At 64.3% G+C, this 21,640-nt stretch carries 18 protein-coding genes; 8 read left to right on the top strand and 10 right to left on the bottom strand.

The window, feature by feature from the left end:
* Positions 1 to 57: 57 nt before the first annotated feature.
* Together NE850_RS21715 and NE850_RS21710 are read left to right on the top strand one after the other, a co-directional pair.
* Positions 58 to 1,002 (top strand): hypothetical protein, encoded by a 945-nt coding sequence (locus tag NE850_RS21715; protein ID WP_007178037.1) that lies wholly within the window; start codon positions 58 to 60, stop codon positions 1,000 to 1,002.
* A gap of 298 nt (positions 1,003 to 1,300) precedes the next feature.
* The gene (locus NE850_RS21710) at positions 1,301 to 2,215 is read left to right on the top strand and encodes a LysR family transcriptional regulator (protein WP_035517353.1); all 915 of its coding nucleotides are present in this window, start codon (positions 1,301 to 1,303) and stop codon (positions 2,213 to 2,215) included.
* Between the two features lie 62 nt (positions 2,216 to 2,277).
* On the opposite strand, the gene NE850_RS21705 is transcribed toward NE850_RS21710, so the two are convergent.
* The 8 genes from NE850_RS21705 to NE850_RS21670 all read right to left on the bottom strand — a co-directional run bounded on the left by NE850_RS21705 (position 2,278) and on the right by NE850_RS21670 (position 10,751).
* Positions 2,278 to 2,682 (bottom strand): hypothetical protein, encoded by a 405-nt coding sequence (locus NE850_RS21705; RefSeq protein WP_007178035.1) that lies wholly within the window; start codon positions 2,680 to 2,682, stop codon positions 2,278 to 2,280.
* A gap of 83 nt (positions 2,683 to 2,765) precedes the next feature.
* On the bottom strand, positions 2,766 to 4,409 hold the full coding sequence (locus tag NE850_RS21700; protein WP_007178034.1) for an FGGY-family carbohydrate kinase: 1,644 nt from the start codon (positions 4,407 to 4,409) through the stop codon (positions 2,766 to 2,768).
* A gap of 84 nt (positions 4,410 to 4,493) precedes the next feature.
* Positions 4,494 to 5,222: an SDR family oxidoreductase gene (locus tag NE850_RS21695; protein WP_007178033.1), complete on the bottom strand. Its 729-nt coding sequence runs from the start codon at positions 5,220 to 5,222 to the stop codon at positions 4,494 to 4,496.
* Positions 5,223 to 5,247: 25 nt separating this feature from the next.
* Positions 5,248 to 6,531, bottom strand: a complete 1,284-nt coding sequence (locus NE850_RS21690; protein WP_310699391.1) for an ABC transporter permease subunit — start codon at positions 6,529 to 6,531, stop codon at positions 5,248 to 5,250.
* Positions 6,532 to 6,533: 2 nt separating this feature from the next.
* On the bottom strand, positions 6,534 to 7,349 hold the full coding sequence (locus NE850_RS21685) for an ATP-binding cassette domain-containing protein (protein WP_007178031.1): 816 nt from the start codon (positions 7,347 to 7,349) through the stop codon (positions 6,534 to 6,536).
* Positions 7,350 to 7,451: 102 nt separating this feature from the next.
* Positions 7,452 to 8,510, bottom strand: a complete 1,059-nt coding sequence (locus NE850_RS21680; protein ID WP_007178030.1) for a sugar ABC transporter substrate-binding protein — start codon at positions 8,508 to 8,510, stop codon at positions 7,452 to 7,454.
* 174 nt (positions 8,511 to 8,684) lie between these two features.
* The gene (locus tag NE850_RS21675; RefSeq protein WP_310699390.1) at positions 8,685 to 9,656 is read right to left on the bottom strand and encodes an AraC family transcriptional regulator; all 972 of its coding nucleotides are present in this window, start codon (positions 9,654 to 9,656) and stop codon (positions 8,685 to 8,687) included.
* Positions 9,657 to 9,899: 243 nt separating this feature from the next.
* Positions 9,900 to 10,751 (bottom strand): alpha/beta fold hydrolase, encoded by an 852-nt coding sequence (locus NE850_RS21670; protein ID WP_007178028.1) that lies wholly within the window; start codon positions 10,749 to 10,751, stop codon positions 9,900 to 9,902.
* Between the two features lie 127 nt (positions 10,752 to 10,878).
* Between NE850_RS21670 and NE850_RS21665 the strand changes: the two genes are divergently transcribed.
* On the top strand, positions 10,879 to 11,700 hold the full coding sequence (locus NE850_RS21665; RefSeq protein ID WP_007178027.1) for a LysR substrate-binding domain-containing protein: 822 nt from the start codon (positions 10,879 to 10,881) through the stop codon (positions 11,698 to 11,700).
* Between the two features lie 84 nt (positions 11,701 to 11,784).
* Here the strand turns inward: NE850_RS21665 and NE850_RS21660 are convergent, their stop codons facing one another.
* The gene (locus NE850_RS21660) at positions 11,785 to 12,702 is read right to left on the bottom strand and encodes an NAD(P)-dependent oxidoreductase (RefSeq protein WP_007178026.1); all 918 of its coding nucleotides are present in this window, start codon (positions 12,700 to 12,702) and stop codon (positions 11,785 to 11,787) included.
* A 159-nt stretch (positions 12,703 to 12,861) separates the two neighbouring features.
* Between NE850_RS21660 and NE850_RS21655 the strand changes: the two genes are divergently transcribed.
* The 5 genes from NE850_RS21655 to NE850_RS21635 all read left to right on the top strand — a co-directional run bounded on the left by NE850_RS21655 (position 12,862) and on the right by NE850_RS21635 (position 21,124).
* Positions 12,862 to 14,178 (top strand): TolC family protein, encoded by a 1,317-nt coding sequence (locus tag NE850_RS21655; RefSeq protein ID WP_007178025.1) that lies wholly within the window; start codon positions 12,862 to 12,864, stop codon positions 14,176 to 14,178.
* Positions 14,179 to 14,189: 11 nt separating this feature from the next.
* Positions 14,190 to 15,665, top strand: a complete 1,476-nt coding sequence (locus NE850_RS21650; protein WP_007178024.1) for an efflux RND transporter periplasmic adaptor subunit — start codon at positions 14,190 to 14,192, stop codon at positions 15,663 to 15,665.
* 96 nt (positions 15,666 to 15,761) lie between these two features.
* Entirely contained in the window at positions 15,762 to 18,989 is a 3,228-nt protein-coding gene (locus NE850_RS21645; protein WP_007178023.1) for an efflux RND transporter permease subunit, read from the top strand.
* 12 nt (positions 18,990 to 19,001) lie between these two features.
* On the top strand, positions 19,002 to 19,682 hold the full coding sequence (gene irlR / locus NE850_RS21640) for a heavy metal response regulator transcription factor IrlR (RefSeq protein WP_007178022.1): 681 nt from the start codon (positions 19,002 to 19,004) through the stop codon (positions 19,680 to 19,682).
* Positions 19,682 to 21,124 (top strand): heavy metal sensor histidine kinase, encoded by a 1,443-nt coding sequence (locus tag NE850_RS21635; protein ID WP_007178021.1) that lies wholly within the window; start codon positions 19,682 to 19,684, stop codon positions 21,122 to 21,124. Before irlR ends, NE850_RS21635 begins: the two co-directional genes overlap by 1 nt.
* A 72-nt stretch (positions 21,125 to 21,196) precedes the next feature.
* Here NE850_RS21635 and NE850_RS21630 read toward each other — a convergent pair whose 3' ends face one another.
* On the bottom strand, positions 21,197 to 21,469 hold the full coding sequence (locus tag NE850_RS21630) for a DUF4148 domain-containing protein (RefSeq protein ID WP_007178020.1): 273 nt from the start codon (positions 21,467 to 21,469) through the stop codon (positions 21,197 to 21,199).
* Between the last annotated feature and the right edge of the window lie 171 nt (positions 21,470 to 21,640).

The raw sequence follows: 21,640 nt of genomic DNA, 5'->3' as shown, positions 1-21,640 counted from the left end.
ACGACTTCGCTGCAAACACAGCGGAGCTGGCAAACCTTTGATTTCAGGAGAAACAACATGCTTGATCGCACTGACGCAGCACTTCTGGCAGATGACACGGATGTCACCGAAAGCGCGCAATACTTCGAATACACCAAGGCCGCCAACCCGATTGGCGCGAAGCTGATTCCACGCGTTCCTTTCAAGACGTTCCCCGCCGAGTTGTACGCCGACGGTCCGACTCGCGTGGTCGCGCTGGATCTTTCAGCGGAGCTGGGCTGCGACACGCCGGCAACCGGACCGGGATTGATCGCGAACTTCGTGCGGGTTCTGAAGGGAGAGCGGATCGAACTGGACCCGCTGGCCACCTCGCAGATTTTCTATGTGATTCGCGGGACGGGATCGGCGGTGCAGGGCGGCCACACTATTCCATTTACGCAAGGCGCGTTCTTCTCGTTGCCCGGCGGTATCGAGTCCACGATCTCGGCGCTCGAAGACGTCGCGTTGTACTACGTCAACGATGCGCCATTGTTGACTTACCTTGGCGTCGATTCGGTTTCTCCGCGCTTTGACCCGACCTTGTACCCCGCGGAACGTGCAGAGGCCGAACTGCAAAAAGTCGCGAGAGATACCCATGCCGCTCTTCGCAGCCGCATTTCCGTTCTGCTGGGCAACGCCAATTTTCCGCAGACCCGCACGGTGACGCATGTGCTGTGGGCCATGTTCGGTTTGCTTCCCGGTAAATCGGTTCAGAAGCCGCACCGTCATCAATCGATTGCGCTGGACTTCATTGTCGACTGTCCGCAGGGATGCTATAGCCTCGTCGGCACGGAGCTGGACGAGCAAGGCAATATTGCGGACGCAACGCGGGTTGATTGGGCGCCGGGCCTTGCGTTCGTGACGCCGCCGGGATACTGGCACGCCCACTTCAATGAATCGGACAAAGACGCCCGCCTGATTCCGATTCAGGACGCAGGTTTGCAAACCTATCTGCGGGCGCTGGACATTCGCTTTGCCAAATAGGCAAGTTGTCGTCTAGCAATAGAGAAGTCTCTCCCTGCTGTTGTTCAGCGAGCCCGTTCCGCACTTTCAATGCGTGACGGGCTCATCGTTTGAGTGAATCGAATGCAAAGGACACGGCACGTTGTGCATGCTGTCCGATCAGACGGGATTGGCTAGGCGCTGCTTGTCGGCCATCTTCTCCGGCATGCGCATTCGAATCACGCACGCTGCCGGTATTGCAACTGATATCGTAAGCTACCCGGCATTGACAGCGAGCGCCGGCCGACGCGCCCAGGCGCAGCCCACCTTGGATTCCGACATGGATTACTTCGCAGCAGTCCGGACGTTCGTGCGTGCAGCCGAACTGGGTAGTCTCACTCGTGCAGCCCAGGAGCTGTCCATCAAGACGTCGACCGCGTCGCGACACTTGAATGAACTCGAGGCCGATCTGCGCATCGCGCTTTTTAACCGGTCGACGCGCGGCCTCTCGCTCACGGAAGGCGGCAAGGTTTTCTACGCCCGCGTTTCGGAAGTGCTGACTCAGTTGAAGGATGCGAGAGATGCGACGTCGTCGCTCAATCAGAGCCCTTCGGGCGTCTTGCGTGTCACGCTGCCTGTCTCGTTCGGCCGGAAACACGTTGTACCGCACATCGGCGAATTCATGGACCGGTATCGCGATATCGACGTGGAGGCCATCTTCACCGACGACATTCTCAATCTCATCGAGTCACAGATCGATCTCGGCATTCGCATAGGCGCGTTGCAGGATTCTTCGCTGATGGCCCGGCGACTTGCGCCGCACCGCGAGGTGGCGTGCGCGGCGCCTGCGTATGCCAAGGCATGCGGCGTACCGGTCACGCCCGGCGCGCTGAAGGATCACGCCTGCCTGATGTTCTCGCGAACAGTGGGAAATGTCTGGTACGTCAGGCCCCGCAACGATACGGCGGCGGAGTGGCAGAAGGCGACGGTGAATGGCCGCCTCACCCTCGACGATACCGACGCGCTGCTTGCAGTCGCGCTGGCCGGAAGAGGGATCGCGTTGCTGCCCAACTGGCTGGCGTACGAGCCGCTCGGCGACGGCCGTCTCACGAACATCCTGCCGGACTGGGAGATCCGTTCGTCGCGCGAAGAGGCATCGATCTGGGCGGTTTATCCGCGGAAGAAAACGGTATCGTCCAAGGTCCGGTCGTTCATCGACTTTCTCGCCGACAAATTCGAGGGGGCGCCTTACTGACACTGACAGGCCGAACGGCCCGGCAAAAAGAATCGCTACCGGTCAGCGCGGCGAGCGCGTGACTACTGCTCCTTGCACTGCACGTCGCGCTTTTGCACGACGATAATCACGGGGTATGTTCCCCGGTCGAGTTCGACACGCGCGACCACGGCCATCGTCGTGCTGTCGATGTCGTCGTACACGCTGACCTCTTCATGCCGAAGGCTCGTGATGCCGGTACAGCCCGACGCGCGGCCCTCGTCGGAGACCTTGCACTGGATCGGGTTGTCCGCGAGGTAGCGAAATTTGTCTCTGTCCGGCGTGGCAAGGTACTCGCGAAAACTCTGTGCCGCACCACCAATACCGGTGACATACCCAATGGCGCATTCCTGTTTGGGCGTATCGCCGCCCACGGATGTGTCGGCGTTCGCCGTTACGCTCGCGGCTGCGATGACTACCGCGAGTGTCGATGCAAGAAGGTATTTCATGGCGCGTATCACGGTTGTCGGATCGAAGTGCGGATTGTAAAGGCATCTCGCCCAACGCGCCGCCGTCCTCGCCGTGGGTAGGACTAGCGGATTTCTCTGGCCACGCTTTGCAACTTCAGGAAGGCGCGATACCGTGCCTCGTGTAGTCCCGCGATCTCGCCGGAGCCCGGCTTATAGGTCTTGCTGATCTGCGACATTCTGGCCATTGCCGAGCGCACGTCGCCGAACTGGCCGCCCGCTACGCCTCCCAGCATCGCGGCACCCAGCAGCACGGGCTCTTCCGCCTGGGTGGCGAGCACGGGCTTGCCCGTCGCATCCGCGAGCAGTTGCCGAACGAGATCGAGCCGTCCCGCGCCGCCGCTGATCACCACCCGCGCGATCGGCGCACCGGCGTTCGCCTGCGCCTCGATGATCTGGCGAAGCCCGTAGCCGATGCTGCAAATGCCGGCAATGTAGAGCGCGACCAGACTGTCCAGGTCGTCTTCCATGCCGAGACCCGCAATCACGGCTCGGGCGTGCGGGTCGGCCAGCGGAGCACGGTTGCCCAGAAACTCCGGGACCACATGCAGACCGTCGGCGAGCACTGCCGCTTGCGACAGACTGTCTGCCGCCTGCACGGCGAGGGCGGCGAGCATTGCCGGCAACGACTGGCCTTCGTGTTCCGCGCGGCGCCTTGCCTCGGCGGCCGCGGGATGCATCGCGAGCAGCCGTTCGATCGCCGCGCCCGCTACCGATTGACCACCCTCGTTGAGCCATGCATCCGGCACCATCGCCGAAAAGTACGGTCCCCACACCCCGGGCACGAAGACCGGACTGCGCGTCGTGGTCATCGTGCACGACGAGGTGCCGAACACGTAGGCGAGGCAGGCCTCGGGATCGCCATCCGCGCCGACCGTGCCGATGCCGCCGGCATGGGCGTCGATCACGCCGGTGGCGACCGGCGTGCCGGTGCGCAGGCCGAGCTGCGCGGCGGCGTCCGCGGTCAGCCCACTTCCGAGCGGCGTACCCGGATCGACGACCGTTTGGCCTATGCGCGCGAAGGCTTCGTCGGCCAGCACGCCAAGGCCGACGCTGCGAAAGTAGCTCTCGTCCCAGCGCCGCTCGTGCGCGAGATAGGTCCACTTGCAGGTGACCGTGCAGGTCGATCGGGACAGGTCGCCGGTTGCGCGCCAGGTCAGGAAGTCGGGCAGATCGAAGAACTGCCATGCCGCCGCGAAGACGGCCGGCCTGTTCTCGAGAAGCCATAGCAGCTTCGGCGTCTCCATTTCCGGCGAGATCCTGCCGCCGACATAGTTCAGCACCTCGTGACCCGTCGCGTTGATGCGCTCCGCCTGCGCCACGGCGCGGTGATCCATCCAGACGATAATGTCGCGCTCCGCCTGCTCCGACGGACCCACCGGCAACGGCTGGCCGCCCGCGCCCAGCACGACGAGCGAACAGGTGGCGTCGAAGCCGATGCCGGCGACCTGATCGGGCGAGACCGCGGCCTGCGACAGGGCGTCTTTCACGGAATCGCAGACAGCCTTCCAGATTTCGCCGCTCGACTGCTCGACGATGGAACCGCTCGCATGGAACAGCGTGATGTCGCGCTTTGCCGACGCCACCATGCGGCCGGCAAGATCGAATAGGCCGGCCCGGGCGCTGCCGGTGCCAACGTCCACGCCGATCACATAGCGCTCGTCGCGCGCGCTGTCTGCCGCGCCGGAGGTCGGGTGTTCTGAAGTCATAGCTTGCTGCCTGTTCGCTGTCTGGTTAGGGATGGTGCTGCGCATCGACTGCGGGCCGCACCGGACCCGCGCACGTCGAGCGTTTCACAGATCGACGTTGTTGGGAAGGATAACGAGATCGCGAATAGTCACGTTGCGCGGCCGCGTCAGCATGAAGAGCACTGCATCGGCGACCTCGCTGGGCTGCATCAGGCTGCCCGACGCGAGTGCTTCATCCATCTTCGCTTTCGGCCAGTCGTCGAGCAGGGCCGTCACCACGGGACCGGGAGCGACCGCGCCGACTCGCACGCCGTGTTTGGCGAGTTGGCGCCGCGTCGTGTGGACGAAGGCCTGCACCGCGAACTTGGACGCCGTATAGATCGGCTCCCACACCACCGGCACGATTCCGGCGATGGAGCTGGTAAAGATAATGTCGCCCGATTTCTGCGCGACCATGTGCGGCAGCACGGCGTGGACCGATCGGAACGCGGCATTCACGTTCAGGTTCAGCACGCGATCCCACTCGTCCGGATTGCCGTCCAGCACGTCGCCGCCGACGTACGCGCCGGCATTCGCATGGAAGATGTCGAGGCCGCCGGCGAGTGCGAGGATTGGCGGCAGCAGCGCGGCAACCTCCTGCGGCTGCAGCAGATCCACCACCAGCGGCAGCGCGTTCGGTCCCAGTTCCGCGCAGAGTTGCTCGAGCTTGTCCTTTGCACGGTCGATCAGCACGACCTTCGCGCCTTCCGCGATCAGTGTGCGCGCGCATTCGAGGCCGATGCCCGATGCCGCGCCCGTGATGGCGGCAACCTTTCCCTTGATGGATTCAGTCATTCACTGTTCTCCTGGAGTGCTGTAATTACGCGCGGCCGTGCGAGACGCGCGACTGCCGGGCGAGCGAGTCGACGATCACCGCGATCGCCAGCACCGCGCCGGTGATCATGAAGCGCAGGGACGACGACAGGTTCAGTAGCGTCAGCCCGCTGGCGATCGACTGGATCACGATGATGCCCAGCACCGCCGAATACGCGCTGCCGCGTCCGCCGAACAGGCTCGTGCCGCCGATCACCGCCGCCGCGATGGCGTTCAGGTTCACGTCGCCACTGCCGGCCTGCTGGCTGGCCGAGGCGAGCCGCGCCGCGGTCAGCACGCCGCCGAGCGCGGCCAGACTGGCGCACAGCACGAACGCACTGGTATAGATCGCGCCGACCTTGATGCCCGCCCGCCGCGCGGCCTCGTGATTGCCGCCGACCGCGTGCATCGAGCGGCCCCAACGGGTTCTCTTGAGCGCATAGTCCATTGCGACCGAGAGTCCGAGGAAGACGCCGAACATCAGCGGGACGCCTCGTCCCTGGTTGAGGTAGGCCACCACGGCTTCCAGAAGGACCGTGATGGCGAGGGCGCGTGCGAGCAGGCTGCCTACCGAGGGCGCGGAGAGATGGAACGCGCGGCGCCGCTCGCGCGTGCGCAGCCCGAGCGCCAGCATGACCGCGCCTGGCGCCAGCGCAAGGAGATACGAAACCACGGGGGGGATGATGATGAGTTGCCCGAGGTTCACGATCGCCGAGCCGTAGGGCAGATTGATCGATCCGGTGGCGCCGAGCACATACAGTTGCATGCCGAGGATCGCGAGCAGCCCGGCCAGTGTCGCGACGAAGCTCGGCATGCCGAGCCGGTTGAGCAGCAGCGCATACACCGCGCCGACCAGCGCGCCGACGGCAATCGCCGCGACGATGGCCAGCAGCACAGGCCAGCCGTGATTGACCCACAGCATGCCGACGAGCGCCGAAGCGAAGCCGCTCATCGAACCCACCGAGAGATCGATCTGTCCCACCATCAGCACACAGACGATGCCGAGCGAGATCACGCCGACCGTCGAGCAGTCGAACAGCAGATTCACCAGGTTGTCGGCCGAGAGGAACACCGGGTTCAGGCTGGTGAACACGGTCCAGATGATGATCAGGCCCGCCACGACCGGCAACGATCCCAGATCGCCCGAACGCACCCGTTCGACGAATTCGGCAATGGTGCCGCCGATCCCGGTGGCGTGCTTCACGCGGATATCGCTGCGATCGAGCAGCGCGGACGGCTGGGGCTCGCGTTGCGGTTCAGGCTGCGCAACGCCTTGCATTTCCTTGCTCATGATCATTCCTTTGTCCACGCGCCCTGTTCGGCCTGGCGCCGGCCGGCGCGGCGCGACACGGCGTTTTCGGTCGCGCCGGTGATCGCGGCCACCAGTTCTTCATTCGACGAGTCGGGATAGAACACGCCGTTGTTGCGGCCAAGCCGCAGCACCACGATCCGGTCCGCCACGGCGCGCACGTCCTCCATGTTGTGGCTGATCATGATGACGGCGTGACCACGGTCGCGCACACGCTCGATCAGGTTCAGCACCTCGGCGGTCTGGGCCACGCCCAGCGCCGCCGTCGGTTCGTCGAGCATGATCAGCTTCGGATCCAGCAGCAGCGAGCGCGCGATCGCCACGGTCTGGCGCTGCCCGCCCGACAGCGAGGCGACCACGTCGCGCACGCTGGGAATGCGCGCCGACAGTTCGTTCAGAAGCGTCCAGGCCTTCACCTCCATCGCGACCTCGTCGAGGCGCAGCGGATTCAGTTCGCGGCCGAGATAGATGTTGGCGACGACGTCCAGGTTTTCGCATAGGGCGAGATCCTGGAACACCGTGGCGATGCCCAGATCGAGCGCCGCGCCCGGATCGGGCAGCGTGACCTCCTTGCCGCCGAAGGTGATGGTGCCGGCGCTGGGCTGGTGGACTCCGGCGAGCACCTTCACCAGTGTCGATTTTCCGGCGCCGTTGTCGCCCACCAGGGCGACCACTTCGCCGGCATGTACGTCGAGCTCGATGTCCGTCAGGGCCGAGACCGCTCCGAAGTGCTTCGAGACGCCGCGCAGGCTCAGCACCAGTTCGCCGCGCGTGGACCGGGTTGTGGCGTTGTCAGTCATGGGACGGATACCTAGTCAGGAGTTGAGCGACCCGGCTCGCGCCGGGTCCGTCCGGGGAATGCCTCGCGTTTCTTTCGCGAGCTGGCGTTGGATGCGTGCGGATCAGTACGCGATGCCCAGCTTCTTGCATCCTTCGGCATAGCGGTCGGTGCACAGATCCTTGCCGCTCGCGAAGCCCTTGTCCACGACCTCGGCCTTGAGGTTCTTCGCCGTGATGACCGCGGGCTTGAAGAGCTGCGACGGCGTATTGAAGAGCGTCGTTTCGCCCTTCGGCGTCTGGCCGGACAGGAAGCCGACCGCCACCTTCGCCGCCGCCGCCGCGACGATCTCGCTCGGCTTCAGGATAGTGTTGTATTCGTCGCCCGCGATGATCAGCTGCAGTCCCGCGAGCGTCGCATCGTTGCCGGTCACGGGCGGCACCGGATTGACGCCGGCTGCCTTGAACGCCGCGACGGCGCCGCCGCCCGTGCCGTCGTTGGCGGCCACCACGCCGACGATCTGCGAGCCGAAGCGGGTGATCTGTCCGCTCACCCACTGCTGGGCCTTCGGCGGCGCCCACTCGGGCGTGTCGTACTCGGCCAGCGTTTTGTAGCCGCTGCCCTGCAAGCCGGCGTGGATGCCCTTTTTGATCAGGCCGGCGGCCGCGTCGGTCGGCGAACCGTTGACTTCGAGCACGCCGCCTTTGGTGGTCGGCACGCCTGTCTCCTTCAGATGCTGGACGAGCGACTGCGCGATAGCCTTGCCGATGCCTTCGTTGTCGAACGACACGTAGTAGTTGGCGGGCGTCGAAGGCACCGGCCGGTCGTAGGCGATGACCTTGATCCCCTGGCTTTGCGCCATATGGACCAGCGAGGCCGCGGCCGTCGAGTCGACCGGGTCGAGGACGATCACCTTGGCGCCCTGCGCGATCACCGAGTTGAACTGCTGCTGTTGTGTCGCGACGTCGGCATTGGCGTTCTGGTAGAGCACCTTGCAGTCGGGGCAGAGTTTGCCCATCTCGGTCTTGAAGCCGGGGAAGTCATGCTGTTCGTAGCGCGTCGAGGCCTGGTCGGGCATCAGGAAAGCGACCGTGCCGCTGGGCGCGGCCAACGCGGCCGTGCCGCCCAGCAAGCTCAGGCTCAGGGCGCTGGCGCCGATGAGTTGGTTCGAAAGTCTGGTCATCGCATGTCTCCATTTTTTAGAAAAATTCCGGCGTAGCTGCTGCCGTGTTTGGGCTTCGGGTGAGCCTTCTCGTGAAGTGGATTGTTTCGCCGGTGGTGTCCGGATAAGTGCCGGTCATGCGCCTGCGTTGCATGAGCGCGGCTATGAATCACTCGATGCCGGCCGAGCCGCGTGCTAGCCGAACGCCCGCGAGGCGGGCGCGGCGGCGTCCGGGGATTCAGTTGCGCTCGCCGCATTGAGCTGCTGGAAGGCACGCCATCGCGAGGGCGGCATGTTCTTCAGCAACAGGAACTGGCGGTTGAAATTGGACAGGTTATTGAATCCGACCTGGTAGCAGATATCGGTGATAGTCAGCTCGTCCGACATCAGCAACTGGCACGCGAGATTGATGCGCAGCCGGTTCACGTACTGTACGAACGGCACGCCGGTATGGCGGCGGAAGAATCGCGAGAAGGCGCTGACGCTCTGTCTCGCGAGTTCGGCCAATTCCGTTTCGCGCAGCTCTTGCGACAGATTTTTGCCAATGTACGAAAGCACGTGATTGATGCGCGTCTCGGCATAGCGCGCGGGATCGGCACGGTAAGCGGCGCTCGCCAGCTTGAGGGGCGCTGAGCTTTGCACGAGCAGATCGAATAACGCGAGAAACAGCGTGATGCGCCGCATGCCTTGCGCACCCAGCATCTCGCGCATGATCGGCTCGGCGGCGGCGCCCGTTTCGGGCGAGAACAGCAAACCCCAGCGGGAAGCGTCGAGCAAGGGCTCCACGCGCTTGAGTTCAGGCAGCGCCTGGATGGCGCGCGCGATGAACTCGACATCGAACTGCAGGATCAGACAGCGTTCGTCCACCCGATCGCCGCGCGGTACATTGCTGACCCAATTGTGCGGCAGGTTCGATCCCACCATCACGAGATTGCCCGGCGCGAAGTTGCCGATGTAATCGCCGACGAAGTATTTGCCCGTGGTCGATGTAATCAGCTGGATTTCGTATTCGGGATGGAAGTGCCAGCGCACCGTGCGATAGGGATAACCGTGCGACCAGACCTTGAACGACTCGTCGCGCGGCACGGCGACCAGTTCCAGATCCGGCGGGACGATTTTGGCGCAGCGGGCATCCGCATGCGCGGCGGTACCCAGAGTGGTGTGCATCTGTCTTCCTCCTGAGCCGGTCTATTTTTTTGGGCGCGGTTCGCGCACAACGCATTGCACCTGGCTATGGGAGAAAGTTAGCCTTGCTGGGAAGATGTCGCCACTGAAAATCGAGCCGCAAACTGATACTTAATTGCATTCGGGTAAGTCCGTACGGCGACGCTTCCAGCAGGAATGGCAGGAGGCGCGCGGCGAGCCGCTGCCCGACGCGCGGGTGGCGTCGGCAAACATACGGAAAGGGAATCAGAAGCTGACGAACGCGTGCACGAGCCGGTTGAAAGCGCCGGCATTCGAGACGTTCATTCCATGCGACGCGCCGGCGATGGTTTGCCTTTCCGCATAGCCGATCCATTCGGCGAGCTTGTCGACGTTGTTGCGGAACATGCGGGGACTGCGCTGCCCGTCGATCAGCAAGGTCCGGCATTTCACGCCGCGTGCCACCTCGTGGGAATAGGCGGGCAGGGGATCGCGGAACTGCTTGGGCAGCGTGTCCGCGTTGTCGATTGCCATCGTGCGGAAGGCCGCCGGACTTTTGCGCCACGATCCGGGTGCGCTCACCGAGTCGACGAACAGCTCCAGTCCCGCGTCGATTTCCCGGCTCTCGATAAGGTCGGCGACGCGTGCGCGCAGCACATTGGTCGCGCCCGGCAGCGACGCGTCCGGCATGCCTTCGAGCTGCAGCGGCCCGCCCGGGTCCGCGAGCGTCAGCGATTTCACGAGCCGCGGATATTCGCGCGCGACATGAAACGCCACGCAGCCGCCGCGCGAATGACCGATCAGATGCACGGGCCCGAGGTCGATCGCCTCGATGAATTCGGCGAGTTCGGCGACATGCGTCTGCCAGCCGAACTCGCCCTGGATGCAAGCCTCGTTGGCCGGCCAGTAGTGGCTCAAGCTCACCGAGATGCAGCGGAAATGCTGCGACAGCGCCGCGGTCTGCGCGCTCCAGTAGCGATAGTCGCAAAGCGAGCCGTGCACGAACACCAGCGGTTCGCCTTCTCCGCACTCGACATACGGCACGCAGATGCCCGATGCGATGGTCGCAAACGACAGTTCCGCTACGGCAAGCACTGAGAAATCGGTACGGGCATTCATTGACTGGCTCCTTGGCGGCCACTATGCCCGATGTCGCTGCCTTAGAAAATCGCGTAATATTGATTGAATCTATCTACTTTTCTGATACCAGACCCCATTGAAAGCGCTCGACCTGGACGTCATGACCATGATTGTCGCCGTTGCCGACACTGGCAACATCAGCCGGGCGGCGGAAGTCGTGCATCGCTCGCAATCGGCGGTGAGCATGCAGATCAAGACGCTCGAAACCGCGCTCGGCAAGCCGCTGTTCGTGCGCAAGCCGAGAAGCGTGATCCCGACGCAGGACGGCGAAGTGCTGCTGACTTACGCTCGCCGCATGCTCGCATTGCGCGACGAGGCGTGGGCGGCGGTGGTTCGGCCGGACGTGACCGGGCGCGTGAGTATCGGCGTGCCGGACGACTACGCTTCGTCGCTATTGCCGCCCATTCTGAAGAAGTTTTCCGCCAGCTATCCGAAGGTGGAGATTCAGGTCGTCGGTTTGCCGAGCGTTGCATTGGCGCCGATGGTGAAAGACGGTTCGGTCGATCTGGTGTGCGCGACGCGAGTCAAGGGTTTGTCGGGCGAGTTCATCCGGCTCGAGCCGATGGAATGGGCGGCGGCGCCGAGCGCCGATGAAATCTGGCGCGAGCGGCCGCTGCCGATCGCCGTGTTTCTGCCGGGCAGCGTCGCGCGGGAGAACGCGATCCGCAGTCTCGAACGCGCGAAGATTCCGTATCGGACCTCGTACGAAAGTCCGAGTCTGCTCGGGCTGCTGTCGATGGCCGAAGCCGGGCTTGCCATTGTGCCGCTCGCGCGCTGCGCAGTCCCGGCGCACTTCACGCTGCTTGGGCGTGCGCAGGGATTGCCCGAGATCCCCGCGCTCGAAATGGTGCTGGCGCGCAGCACCGCTTCGAAGCGTCCGCCGTGTGATTTTCTGGCGGAGAAGATCGTCTCCGAATTGCGGCGCTAGCTTTCCCGGCGTTTCACTTCGTCGCGCGGCGTCATGGGCGGATTGCGCGGCTTTGAGCGCTGCTTTCGCATGCGCCCGCCGGACTCATTTTGCCGGCTTGAGCGCGCGCAGGCGCCAGATCAGGCTCGAGGTGTCGAAGCGGTTGCCGCCGAGCGACTGCACGTCCGCATAGAACTGATCGACGAGGGCCGTCATGGGCAGCGACGCGCCATTGCGCTTTGCTTCGTCGAGACAGAAGCCGAGATCCTTGCGCATCCAGTCGACGGCAAAGCCGTAATCGAACTTGCCGTCGATCATGGTCTTGCCGCGATTGTCCATCTGCCAGCTGGCCGCCGCGCCCTTGCCGATCACCTGCAGCACGAGCGGCATGTCGAGGCCCGCGAGCTGGCCGAAGTTGATCGCCTCGGAGAGTCCCTGGACGATGCCGGCGATACAGATCTGGTTGACCATCTTCGCCAGTTGCCCGGCGCCGACGGCACCCACCAGCGTGACGGCCGCCGCGTAGTGCGCGAGCACCGGCGACGCCTGCTCGAAGACGGCCGGCTCGCCGCCGCACATGATCGTCAGCTTGCCGTTCTGCGCGCCGGACTGGCCGCCCGACACGGGCGCGTCGATGAAGTGCAGACCCTTCCGGCTCGCGACTTCGGCCAGTTCGCGCGCCACGTTCGCGGACGCTGTCGTGTGATCGACAAACGCGGTATCCGGCGCCATGCCGGCGAACGCGCCGTTCTCGCCGAGCGTGACGCTGCGCAGATCGTCGTCGTTGCCGACGCAGGCGAGTACCAGATCGGCCCCGTCTGCGGCTTCCCGAGGCGTGCCGGCGGCGCGGCCGCCGTATTCGGACACCCATTGCTGCGCTTTCGACGCGGTCCTGTTGTACACGGTCACGTCGAGGCCCGCTTTCGCGAGATGGCCGGCCATCGGATAACCCATCACGCCGAGACCGAGAAACGCGACACGGCGAACGGTGGACGGGGTGGGCTGTGCTGTCGGATGATTCATTGGGGTTCCATAGACTGGGCGGGGTTTGGGGTGGGGTAATTATCAGGGCGCGGGCGGTCCGGGCGGCACCGAAGATGACAAAAATCTCATATTTCCACCATGTTGGCACTGCGGCAGCGCCGTAGCATCGGTTGCACCTGGTCAACATCTCACACACCCATGCTTACCCGCAACCTTGCTGCCGTTCTTGCGCTTGCTGCGATGAGCACGGCGTACGGACAAACGGCTGCGCGCCTTGCGCAGAGCCCTCCACCTGTGCCGCCGACGGCGCAGGCCTTGCCACAGGAGGGCGCCGCCTTGCCGCTCGACGAGGCGCTGGGCATTGCCGCCGGGAACAACCCTTTGCTGCGCGGCGCGCGTGCCGACGTGGACGCATCGGGCGGGGCGTTCATGCAGGCGGGGGCCCGGCCCAATCCGCAGATATCGCTGCTGCAGGAGGGGTTCGGCGGCGCCGAGCGTACCTCCACGGCGCTGCTCAACCAGACCGTGGAGTTCGGCGGCAAGCGTCAGGCGCGGCTGGACGTCGCTTCCTATGGGCGTGAAGTGGCGCTCGCGTCGCTCGACGCGCGCGGGGCCGCGCTGCGCTCGGACGTCATCGCCGCGTTTTACGGATTGCTTGCGGCGCAACGCCAGTTGCGGGTCGCCCAGGAGTCCGCCGATATCGCGGCGAGGTCGGCGGAACTGGCGGAAAAGCGCGCGCGGGCCGGCAAGGTGTCGCCGGTCGAGGCAACGAAGGCGCGGGTCGCCGCGACCGGCGTTCAGATCGAACAGGCCAACGCCGCCGCGCGGTTGACGATTGCCGCGGAGAAGCTCGCGAACGTGACGGGCAGTCCGCTCGTGCGGGGACGCCCCGTTAGCGGCGACATCGAGAGCGTGCCGGTGGTCGGGCCGCTTGCCCAACTCCTGCCGCAACTGTCCGACGCGCCGCTTGCGCGCGCGGCGAAGGCCGAGACGCTTCGGGCCAACGCCGCCATTTCCGTGGAGCGCGCGAGGCGCATTCCCGATGTCACCTTCAGCGTCGGCATGAAGCGGGTCGTGACGGGCGGGGTTCCCGGCAACCAGGCGGTGGTCGGCGTGTCCATTCCGCTTCCGCTGTTCGATACCAACAAGGGCGCGCTGCTCGAATCGATTCACAAAGCCGGGAAGGCGAGCGCCGAGTTCGACAGCGAAACGGCACGACTGCAGCTGGAATTAACGCAGGCATACGCCAACTACGAGAGATCGAGCCTGGAAGCACGACGCCTGAAAGCCGACGTGTTGCCGGCCGCGCGTGAGGCGCTCGACGCCATGTCGCGCGGCTACGAACTCGGCAAGTTCGGCTTTCTGGATGTGCTGGACGCGCAGCGCACGTTGTTCCAGGGCCAGTCGCAATACGTGCAGGCATTGACGGATGCGCACCTTGCCTACGCCGATATTGGACGGCTTGTCGGCGTTCCCTTGAACGACATTGGTGACTCAACGCCCCGCCTACCTTGAAAGGATTCGTCATGCCGCGCAGAAAACTCATCGTCGCCGCTGTGGCGACCCTTGGCAGCGTGAGCATCGCGCTCGCCGCATTCGCGTTGACGCGCGAGTCGTCGAATGGCGGCGGCGCTGCGGCTGCCGCCGATACCTCGGCGACTGCGCAGGGTTCGCCCGGCCGGTACGGCGGCGCCGTGTTCAGGGAAGGCGCCCTGTCCGTCGAAATCGTCCTGTCCGAGAAGCCGGGGGATGCACGCCTCGTCGTCTATCCTCTTGTCGACGGCAAGCCCGCGGATAAAGACGTGGCCGTTTCAGGTTCCATCACCCGCTACGACGGTTCGAAGCGGCCCCTCCAGTTCGTGCCGACAGGCCAGAAGTGGACGTCCGCCGAACCGATCGGCATGCCTCACGTATTCGATGCAGCCATTCAACTCAAGTGGCGCGCGCAGTCCGCGTCGTTCGTTTTTTCGCGGGCCGATGGAGCGATCGCGCTCAGTGCGGCGCAAATCGAGGCGGCCAGGATTCGCCTCGGCGAGGCCGGTCCTGCCCAGGTTCTCACGACCTTCCAGCTTCCCGGCGAAATCAGGTTCAACGAGGACCGCACGGCCCACGTGGTACCGCGGGTGGCGGGCATCGTGGAGCGGGTCAGCGTTTCGACCGGCGAGAAAGTCGAGCTGGGGCAAGTGCTGGCAGTGATTGCCAGCACCGATCTTGCCGACCGCAGGAGCGAATTGCTGACCGCGGAGCGCCGCCTCGCCGCGGCGAGAACGTCGTACGCGCGCGAGAAGACGTTGTGGCAGGAACGCATCTCGGCCGAGCAGGACTATCTGCAGGCGCAGGTTCAATTGCGCGAAGCCGAAATCGCCGCGCAGAACGCCCGCGCGAAGCTCGCTGCGCTGAATGCACCGGCGGCTGCCGGCGCATTGAACCGCTACGAATTGCGCGCGCCGTTTGCCGGCACGCTGGTCGAGAAGCATGCCACGCCCGGTGAGGCGGTCGCGGCCGATGCCAGACTCTTCGTTCTCTCCGACCTTTCGTCCGTGTGGGCCGAGATGGCGGTGCCGGCGCAGCGCCTGAACGATGTGCGGGTCGGCCGGGACGCCACCGTCAGCGCCACTGCATTCGAATCGAAGTCCAGCGGGCCGATTGCCTATGTCGGCGCGCTGCTCGGCGAGCAGACGCGCACTGCGCCGGCGCGCGTGGTATTGCCCAATCCCGACGGAGCGTGGCGGCCCGGCATGTTCGTCAATGTGTCGGTGGACGCCGGCAGACAAAGCGTGCCGCTCGCCGTGGCGGCCGACGCGCTGCAGGACATCGACGGCTCGCCCGCCGTCTTCGTGCAGTCGCGCGGAGGTTTTGTGGCGCAGGCCGTTCAGACCGGACGCCGTGACGACAAGGTCGTCGAAGTCGTGACAGGACTTCGGCCGGGGCAAAAATATGCCGCCTCGAACAGCTTCGTCCTCAAGGCCGAACTCGGGAAGGGCAGTGTCGAGGAAGACTAGCCGCCCGGCGCCATGAAGCGCGCGGCACCTGCCGCGGGCGGGCCGCGCTCCCGTGCTTCCCTGTTTCCCTTTAGCCGGTTTCCAAGGACCATCTCAATGTTCGAGAGACTGATACGCTTCGCCATCGCGCACCGCTGGCTAGTCATGCTGGCCATTGCCGCGGTTGCGGCCGTGGGCGTGACCAGCTATCAGAAGCTGCCCATCGACGCCGTGCCTGACATCACCAATGTCCAGGTTCAGATCAATACGTCCGCGCCGGGCTATTCGCCGCTCGAAGCCGAGCAGCGCATCACATACCCGGTGGAGACGGCGATGGCCGGTCTTCCCGATCTGGCGCAGACGCGTTCCATCTCCCGCTATGGCCTGTCTCAGGTCACGGTGATCTTCAAGGACGGCACCGACATCTACTTCGCACGCCAGCTCGTCAACGAAAGGATTCAGGAGGCCAAGGACAAGCTGCCGCCCGGCACCACGCCGGCAATGGGCCCGACTTCTACGGGTCTTGGCGAGATTTACCTGTGGACGGTGGAAGCCGACGCGTCGGCCGTCAAGCCGGACGGAACACGTTACACGCCGATGGATCTGCGCGAACTTCAGGACTGGGTCGTCAAGCCCCAGCTTCGCAATGTGCCGGGTGTCACCGAGGTGAATTCCATCGGCGGTTTCGTGAAGGAGTTCCGGGTTGCGCCGAATCCCGCCAAGCTCATGTCTTACGGCTTGACGCTGGCGGACGCAGTGCGCGCGCTCGAGCGCAACAATGACAATGTCGGCGCCGGCTACATCGAAAAACGCGGCGAACAGTATCTCGTGAGGGTGCCCGGCCAGGCTCGCTCGGCCGACGACATTGCCAATGTCGTGCTGACCAACGTGGGCGGCGTGCCGGTTCGCATCAAGGATATCGGGCAGGTGGATATCGGCCGTGAATTGCGTACGGGCGCCGCGACCTCGAACGGCGAAGAGGTCGTGCTCGGCACCGTGTTCATGCTGATGGGTGAAAACAGCCGCACGGTCGCCAAGGCTGTCTCCGTCAGGATGGACGAGGTGAATCGCACACTGCCTCCCGGGGTGCGCGCGATTCCCGTGTACGACCGCACGGTTCTGGTTGAAAAGGCCGTGCAGACGGTGAAGAAGAATCTGCTCGAAGGCGCGGTACTGGTGGTCGTGGTGCTGTTTCTTTTTCTCGGCAACATGCGCGCGGCGCTGATCACGGCGCTCGTGATTCCGCTGTCCATGCTGATGACGTTCACCGGCATGGTCAACGCGAAGGTGAGTGCCAACCTCATGAGTCTGGGCGCGCTTGACTTCGGCATCATCGTCGACGGCGCGGTGGTGATCGTCGAAAATTGCGTCAGGCGGCTCGCTCATGCGCAGGCGCTCGCCGGCCGGCCGCTGCGCCGGGAGGAGCGTTTCGCCGAAGTGTTCGGCGCCTCGCGGGAAGCGAGGCGCGCGCTGATATTCGGTCAACTGATCATCATGGTGGTCTACCTGCCGATCTTCGCCCTCACGGGCGTCGAAGCGAAAATGTTTCACCCGATGGCGATCACCGTCGTGATGGCGCTTGCCGCCGCGATGGTGTTGACAGTCACCTTCATTCCTGCGGCTATTGCGCTGTTTATCGGCAAGCGCGTCGAAGAAAAGGAAAATCGCTTGATGAGCTGGGCAAGACGGCTTTATGAGCCGCTGCTCGCCGCCTTCATGACGCGCCCGAAACGCGTGTTTCTCGGCGCGGCGGTGATTGTCACGTTGACCACGGGACTGGCGGCGCGCCTTGGCAGCGAGTTCGTGCCGAGTCTGAACGAGGGAGATCTGGCCGTCGCCGCGCTGCGCATTCCGGGCACGAGCCTCTCCCAGTCGGTCGACATGCAAAAGTCCATTGAGACAACGTTGAAGCAACGCTTTCCTGAAATCGACCGCGTGTTCGCGCGTACGGGCACGGCGGAAATCGCGGCGGATCCTATGCCGCCCAACCTGTCCGACGGCTACATCATGCTCAAGCCGACGGACCAGTGGCCGGAGCCGAACAAACCGCGCGAGAAACTCGTGGAGGAAATGGAAGCGGTGCTGGCTGAGTTGCCGGGCAATACATACGAATTCTCGCAACCTATTCAACTTCGGTTCAACGAATTGATCTCCGGCGTGCGCAGCGACGTGGCGGTGAAACTCTTTGGCGACGACATGGCCGTGCTCGACGGCACGGGCGAGAAGATCGCAGCGGCATTGCGGAAGGTGCCGGGCGCTGTCGAAGTGAAGATGGAGCAAACCACCGGCTTGCCGGTTCTCACCATCAACGTGGACCGCGACAAACTGGCGCGCTATGGCGTGACGGTGGGCGACATTCAGGACACGGTCGCGGCCGCGGTGGGCGGGCAGAAAGCCGGCACGCTGTTCCAGGGCGACCGGCGCTTCGATATCGTCGTGCGGTTGCCGGATGAACTTCGCTCTGACATCGAAGCGATCAAGCGGCTGCCGATCGCATTGCCGCTTGCTTCGCCGCTGGCTGGGGCGGGCAGCGGCGGCGTGCCCGTCGCTCAGGCGCCGTATGTGCCGCTCGCCGAGCTGGCCACGGTCGAAGTCGCGCCGGGGCCTAACCAGATCAGCCGCGAAGACGGCAAACGGCGCGTCGTCGTGAGCGCGAATGTCCGCGGGCGTGACGTCGGATCGTTCGTGGCGGACGCGCGCGAGCAGTTACGTCAGGACGTGCAGGTGCCGCCGGGTTACTGGCTGTCGTGGGGCGGACAGTTCGAGCAGTTGCAAAGCGCGAGCGAGCGCCTCAAGCTGGTGGTGCCGTTGTCGCTCTTCATGGTGTTTGTCCTGCTCTTCATCATGTTTAATAATGCTAAAGATGGCTTGCTGGTATTCACCGGTATTCCATTCGCATTGAGCGGCGGCGTGCTGTCGCTCTGGTTGAGAGACATTCCGCTTTCCATTACCGCAGCCGTCGGTTTCATTGCACTCTCGGGCGTCGCGGTGCTGAACGGGCTTGTCATGATTTCCTTCATCAGAAATCTGCGGGAAGAGGGCACGGAGCTGGACGCGGCCGTTCGCGAGGGCGCCGTGACGCGGCTGCGGCCGGTGCTCATGACGGCGCTCGTGGCGTCGCTCGGGTTTCTGCCAATGGCATTCGCAACCGGTACCGGTTCGGAGGTGCAGCGCCCGCTGGCAACGGTGGTGATCGGCGGGATCCTGTCGTCCACGGCGCTGACATTGCTGGTTTTACCTGTGCTTTACCGGGCCGCTCACGCGTCGTCGTGGCGCGCGGTTGCCGTGAGCCGGCTGGCGAACGCGTCGCCGGGTCGGATACTGCGCCGGCTTGGCTTTTTTTAGAGGTCGTTTTGCATGCGGATTCTGTTAGTGGAAGACGAGCCGAAGACCGGCGCCTATCTTCGCAAAGGCCTGTCGGAGGCGGGGTACGTCGTCGATTGGGCGGAAGACGGCGTCACGGGTCAGCACCAGGCGGAAACGGAAGACTACGACCTGCTGATCCTCGACGTGATGCTGCCGGGACAGGACGGCTGGACGCTACTGCAAAATCTCCGCCGCACACGCTCCACGCCCGTGCTGTTTCTCACCGCGCGCGACGACGTGGGCGACCGCGTCAGAGGGCTGGAGCTCGGCGCCGACGACTATCTCGCGAAGCCGTTCGACTTTGTCGAACTGGTCGCACGCGTCAGGTCGATCCTCCGGCGCGGCAAGCCACGTGAATCCATGTCGCTGAAGGTCGCCGATCTCGAACTGGATCTGACGCGGCGCAAAGCGACCCGCCAGGGCGATGTGATCCTGCTGACCGCGAAGGAGTTCACGCTACTATGGCTGCTCATGCGCAAGGAAGGGGAAATCCTGCCGCGCGCGACGATCGCCTCGCAGGTGTGGGATATGAACTTCAATAGCGATACGAATGTCGTGGATTCGGCAATCAGAAGACTGCGCTCCAAGGTCGACGACGCCTACGAACCCAAGCTGATTCACACGGTGAGAGGCATGGGATATGTGCTGGAAGTCCGGGGTGGCGGCAATTGATGAAAGGCGCGGTCCCACGAACGCTGCAGGCGAGGCTGACCGTCCTGATCATTCTGTCGACGTCGGCTATCCTCGCGCTGAGCGGCCTCGCGCTGCACGAGGCGCTGCGAAGCCGCCTCGAGTCCACCTCGGCCGATCTCATGTCCGGTACGCTGGCCGCGCTGCAGACGCATCTGGCCGGGAGCCGGAACACCGAAGAGATTGTCCGCGACGTGCAGACGTGGATCGACCTGCTGCATGGACACCAGAATATGGCGCTCGCCGTCTACGATGCGGCGGGTCAACGCCTGTTGAGTACACCCGGGTTCCAGTCCTACGGGCCGATTCTCGCCGGCCGCATGAGCCGGGTGCCGGCGAGTCTCACGCGCGTCGGCTCGAATCTTCGATACCTCGTCGCCCAGGTGCCGCTCGACGAAGCAACCGGGCGCTCGGTGCGGGCCGCCGTTCAATACGATGGAACCAACGACCGGGCTCTGCTGCGGGCGCAAGCCTATACCGCAGTGATCATCGAAGTGTTCGGCGTGCTTCTCGCCGCCGCGTTTGCGTATGGCATCGCCACGCTGGGCTTGCTCCCGCTGCGCCGGCTGGCGGCCCAGGCGGAGGCGATGTCGACCAGCCGCCTTGCGCAGCCGTTGCCCGAACTCGATGCGACAGGTGAACTGAAGGAACTGGAGCATGCCTTTAACGGCATGCTGGCGCGGCTCGATGAATCATTTACCCGGCTGAGCCAGTTCTCCTCCAATCTTGCACACGACATGCGCACGCCGCTGACCAATCTGCTCGCCGCCGCGCAGGTTGCGCTGTCACAGCCGCGAACGGCGGAGGACTACCGCGACGTGATCGAATCGAGCGTGGACGAATATCAACGCCTCTCGCGAATGATCGAGGACATGCTGTTCCTGGCGCGCTCGGAGCAGGCCGACGCGGCCTTGTCCTTGCGTTCGCTCGACGCGGTCGCGGAGGCCGAACGCGTTGCCGGCTATTACGAGCCGATGGCCGAAGACGCGCAGGTCAGGATCGAGGTGACGGGACATGGTACGGTGCAGGCCGATCTGCTTCTCTTTCAGCGCGCGCTGAGCAATCTGCTTTCGAACGCGCTCGTGCAGGCGCCAAAGGGCAGCACCATTACTATCGACTGCAAGGAAGAACCGAATTCAACCACGCTGACCGTATCGGATTCGGGGCCCGGCATCGAGGCTCACCATCTCAAGCGCATATTCGAGCGGTTTTATCGTGTCGATCCCTCGCGGCAGGCCTCGGCGTCGGGTACGGGACTTGGCCTCGCCATCGTGAAGTCGATCATGAACATTCACGCGGGGCATTGCGGATGCGAAAGCAGACCTCATGTCTGCACCCGCTTCTGGCTGCGTTTTCCCCGGCGCGATTGTTCGGCTAACGGCGTAAGCACGCCCATGACTCGCGGCGCCGTACGTAAGGATTGAGGCGCCGCGTTCACCAGCAACAGACGCAAACACATAGGCCGCCGGGGATCTTGCGCCCGGCGGCGTGTGCCGTTATCGGGCCGCGAGGCTGTCATGATGATCCATCGACGGAGCCGTTTCGCCGGCATGCCACGCAATGGCGTGCAACTCCTTGTTGCGGGCGACCCTGTCGGCACTGGGCGGGTATTGCGTCTTGCTGTTTGGAATCACGCCGTCATGCTGGGCCTGAACGAGTTCCTGGTTCACCTGCGCGCGGGACTTTGCTTGTGCCTGGGCAACTTGTGAGGCCGAAGCGACCATCGTCAGCGCGGCGATGGACAGTGTGATGAGTTTGGCAGCATTCATGTTGAGAACTCCTTCGTAATGACCGCCGGTCGGCGATTCATGAGCCCAGTATGGATCGCAGGCGGTGTGCAATCGTGACCGCGAGATGAGAAAAATGTCAGGTTCGGCGGCCTTGGCGAAGCGGCGATCTGCATGAGATTTTTGTCATTTCGGCGTGAGGTTGGCAGCGGC

Origin of the sequence: Paraburkholderia sp. USG1 (genome assembly GCF_031570135.1) — a bacterium.
Classification (GTDB): Bacteria; Pseudomonadota; Gammaproteobacteria; order Burkholderiales; family Burkholderiaceae; genus Paraburkholderia; species Paraburkholderia dioscoreae.
Note: the sequence above shows the minus strand (reverse complement) of the source record. Positions and strands in the feature narration are given on the sequence as shown.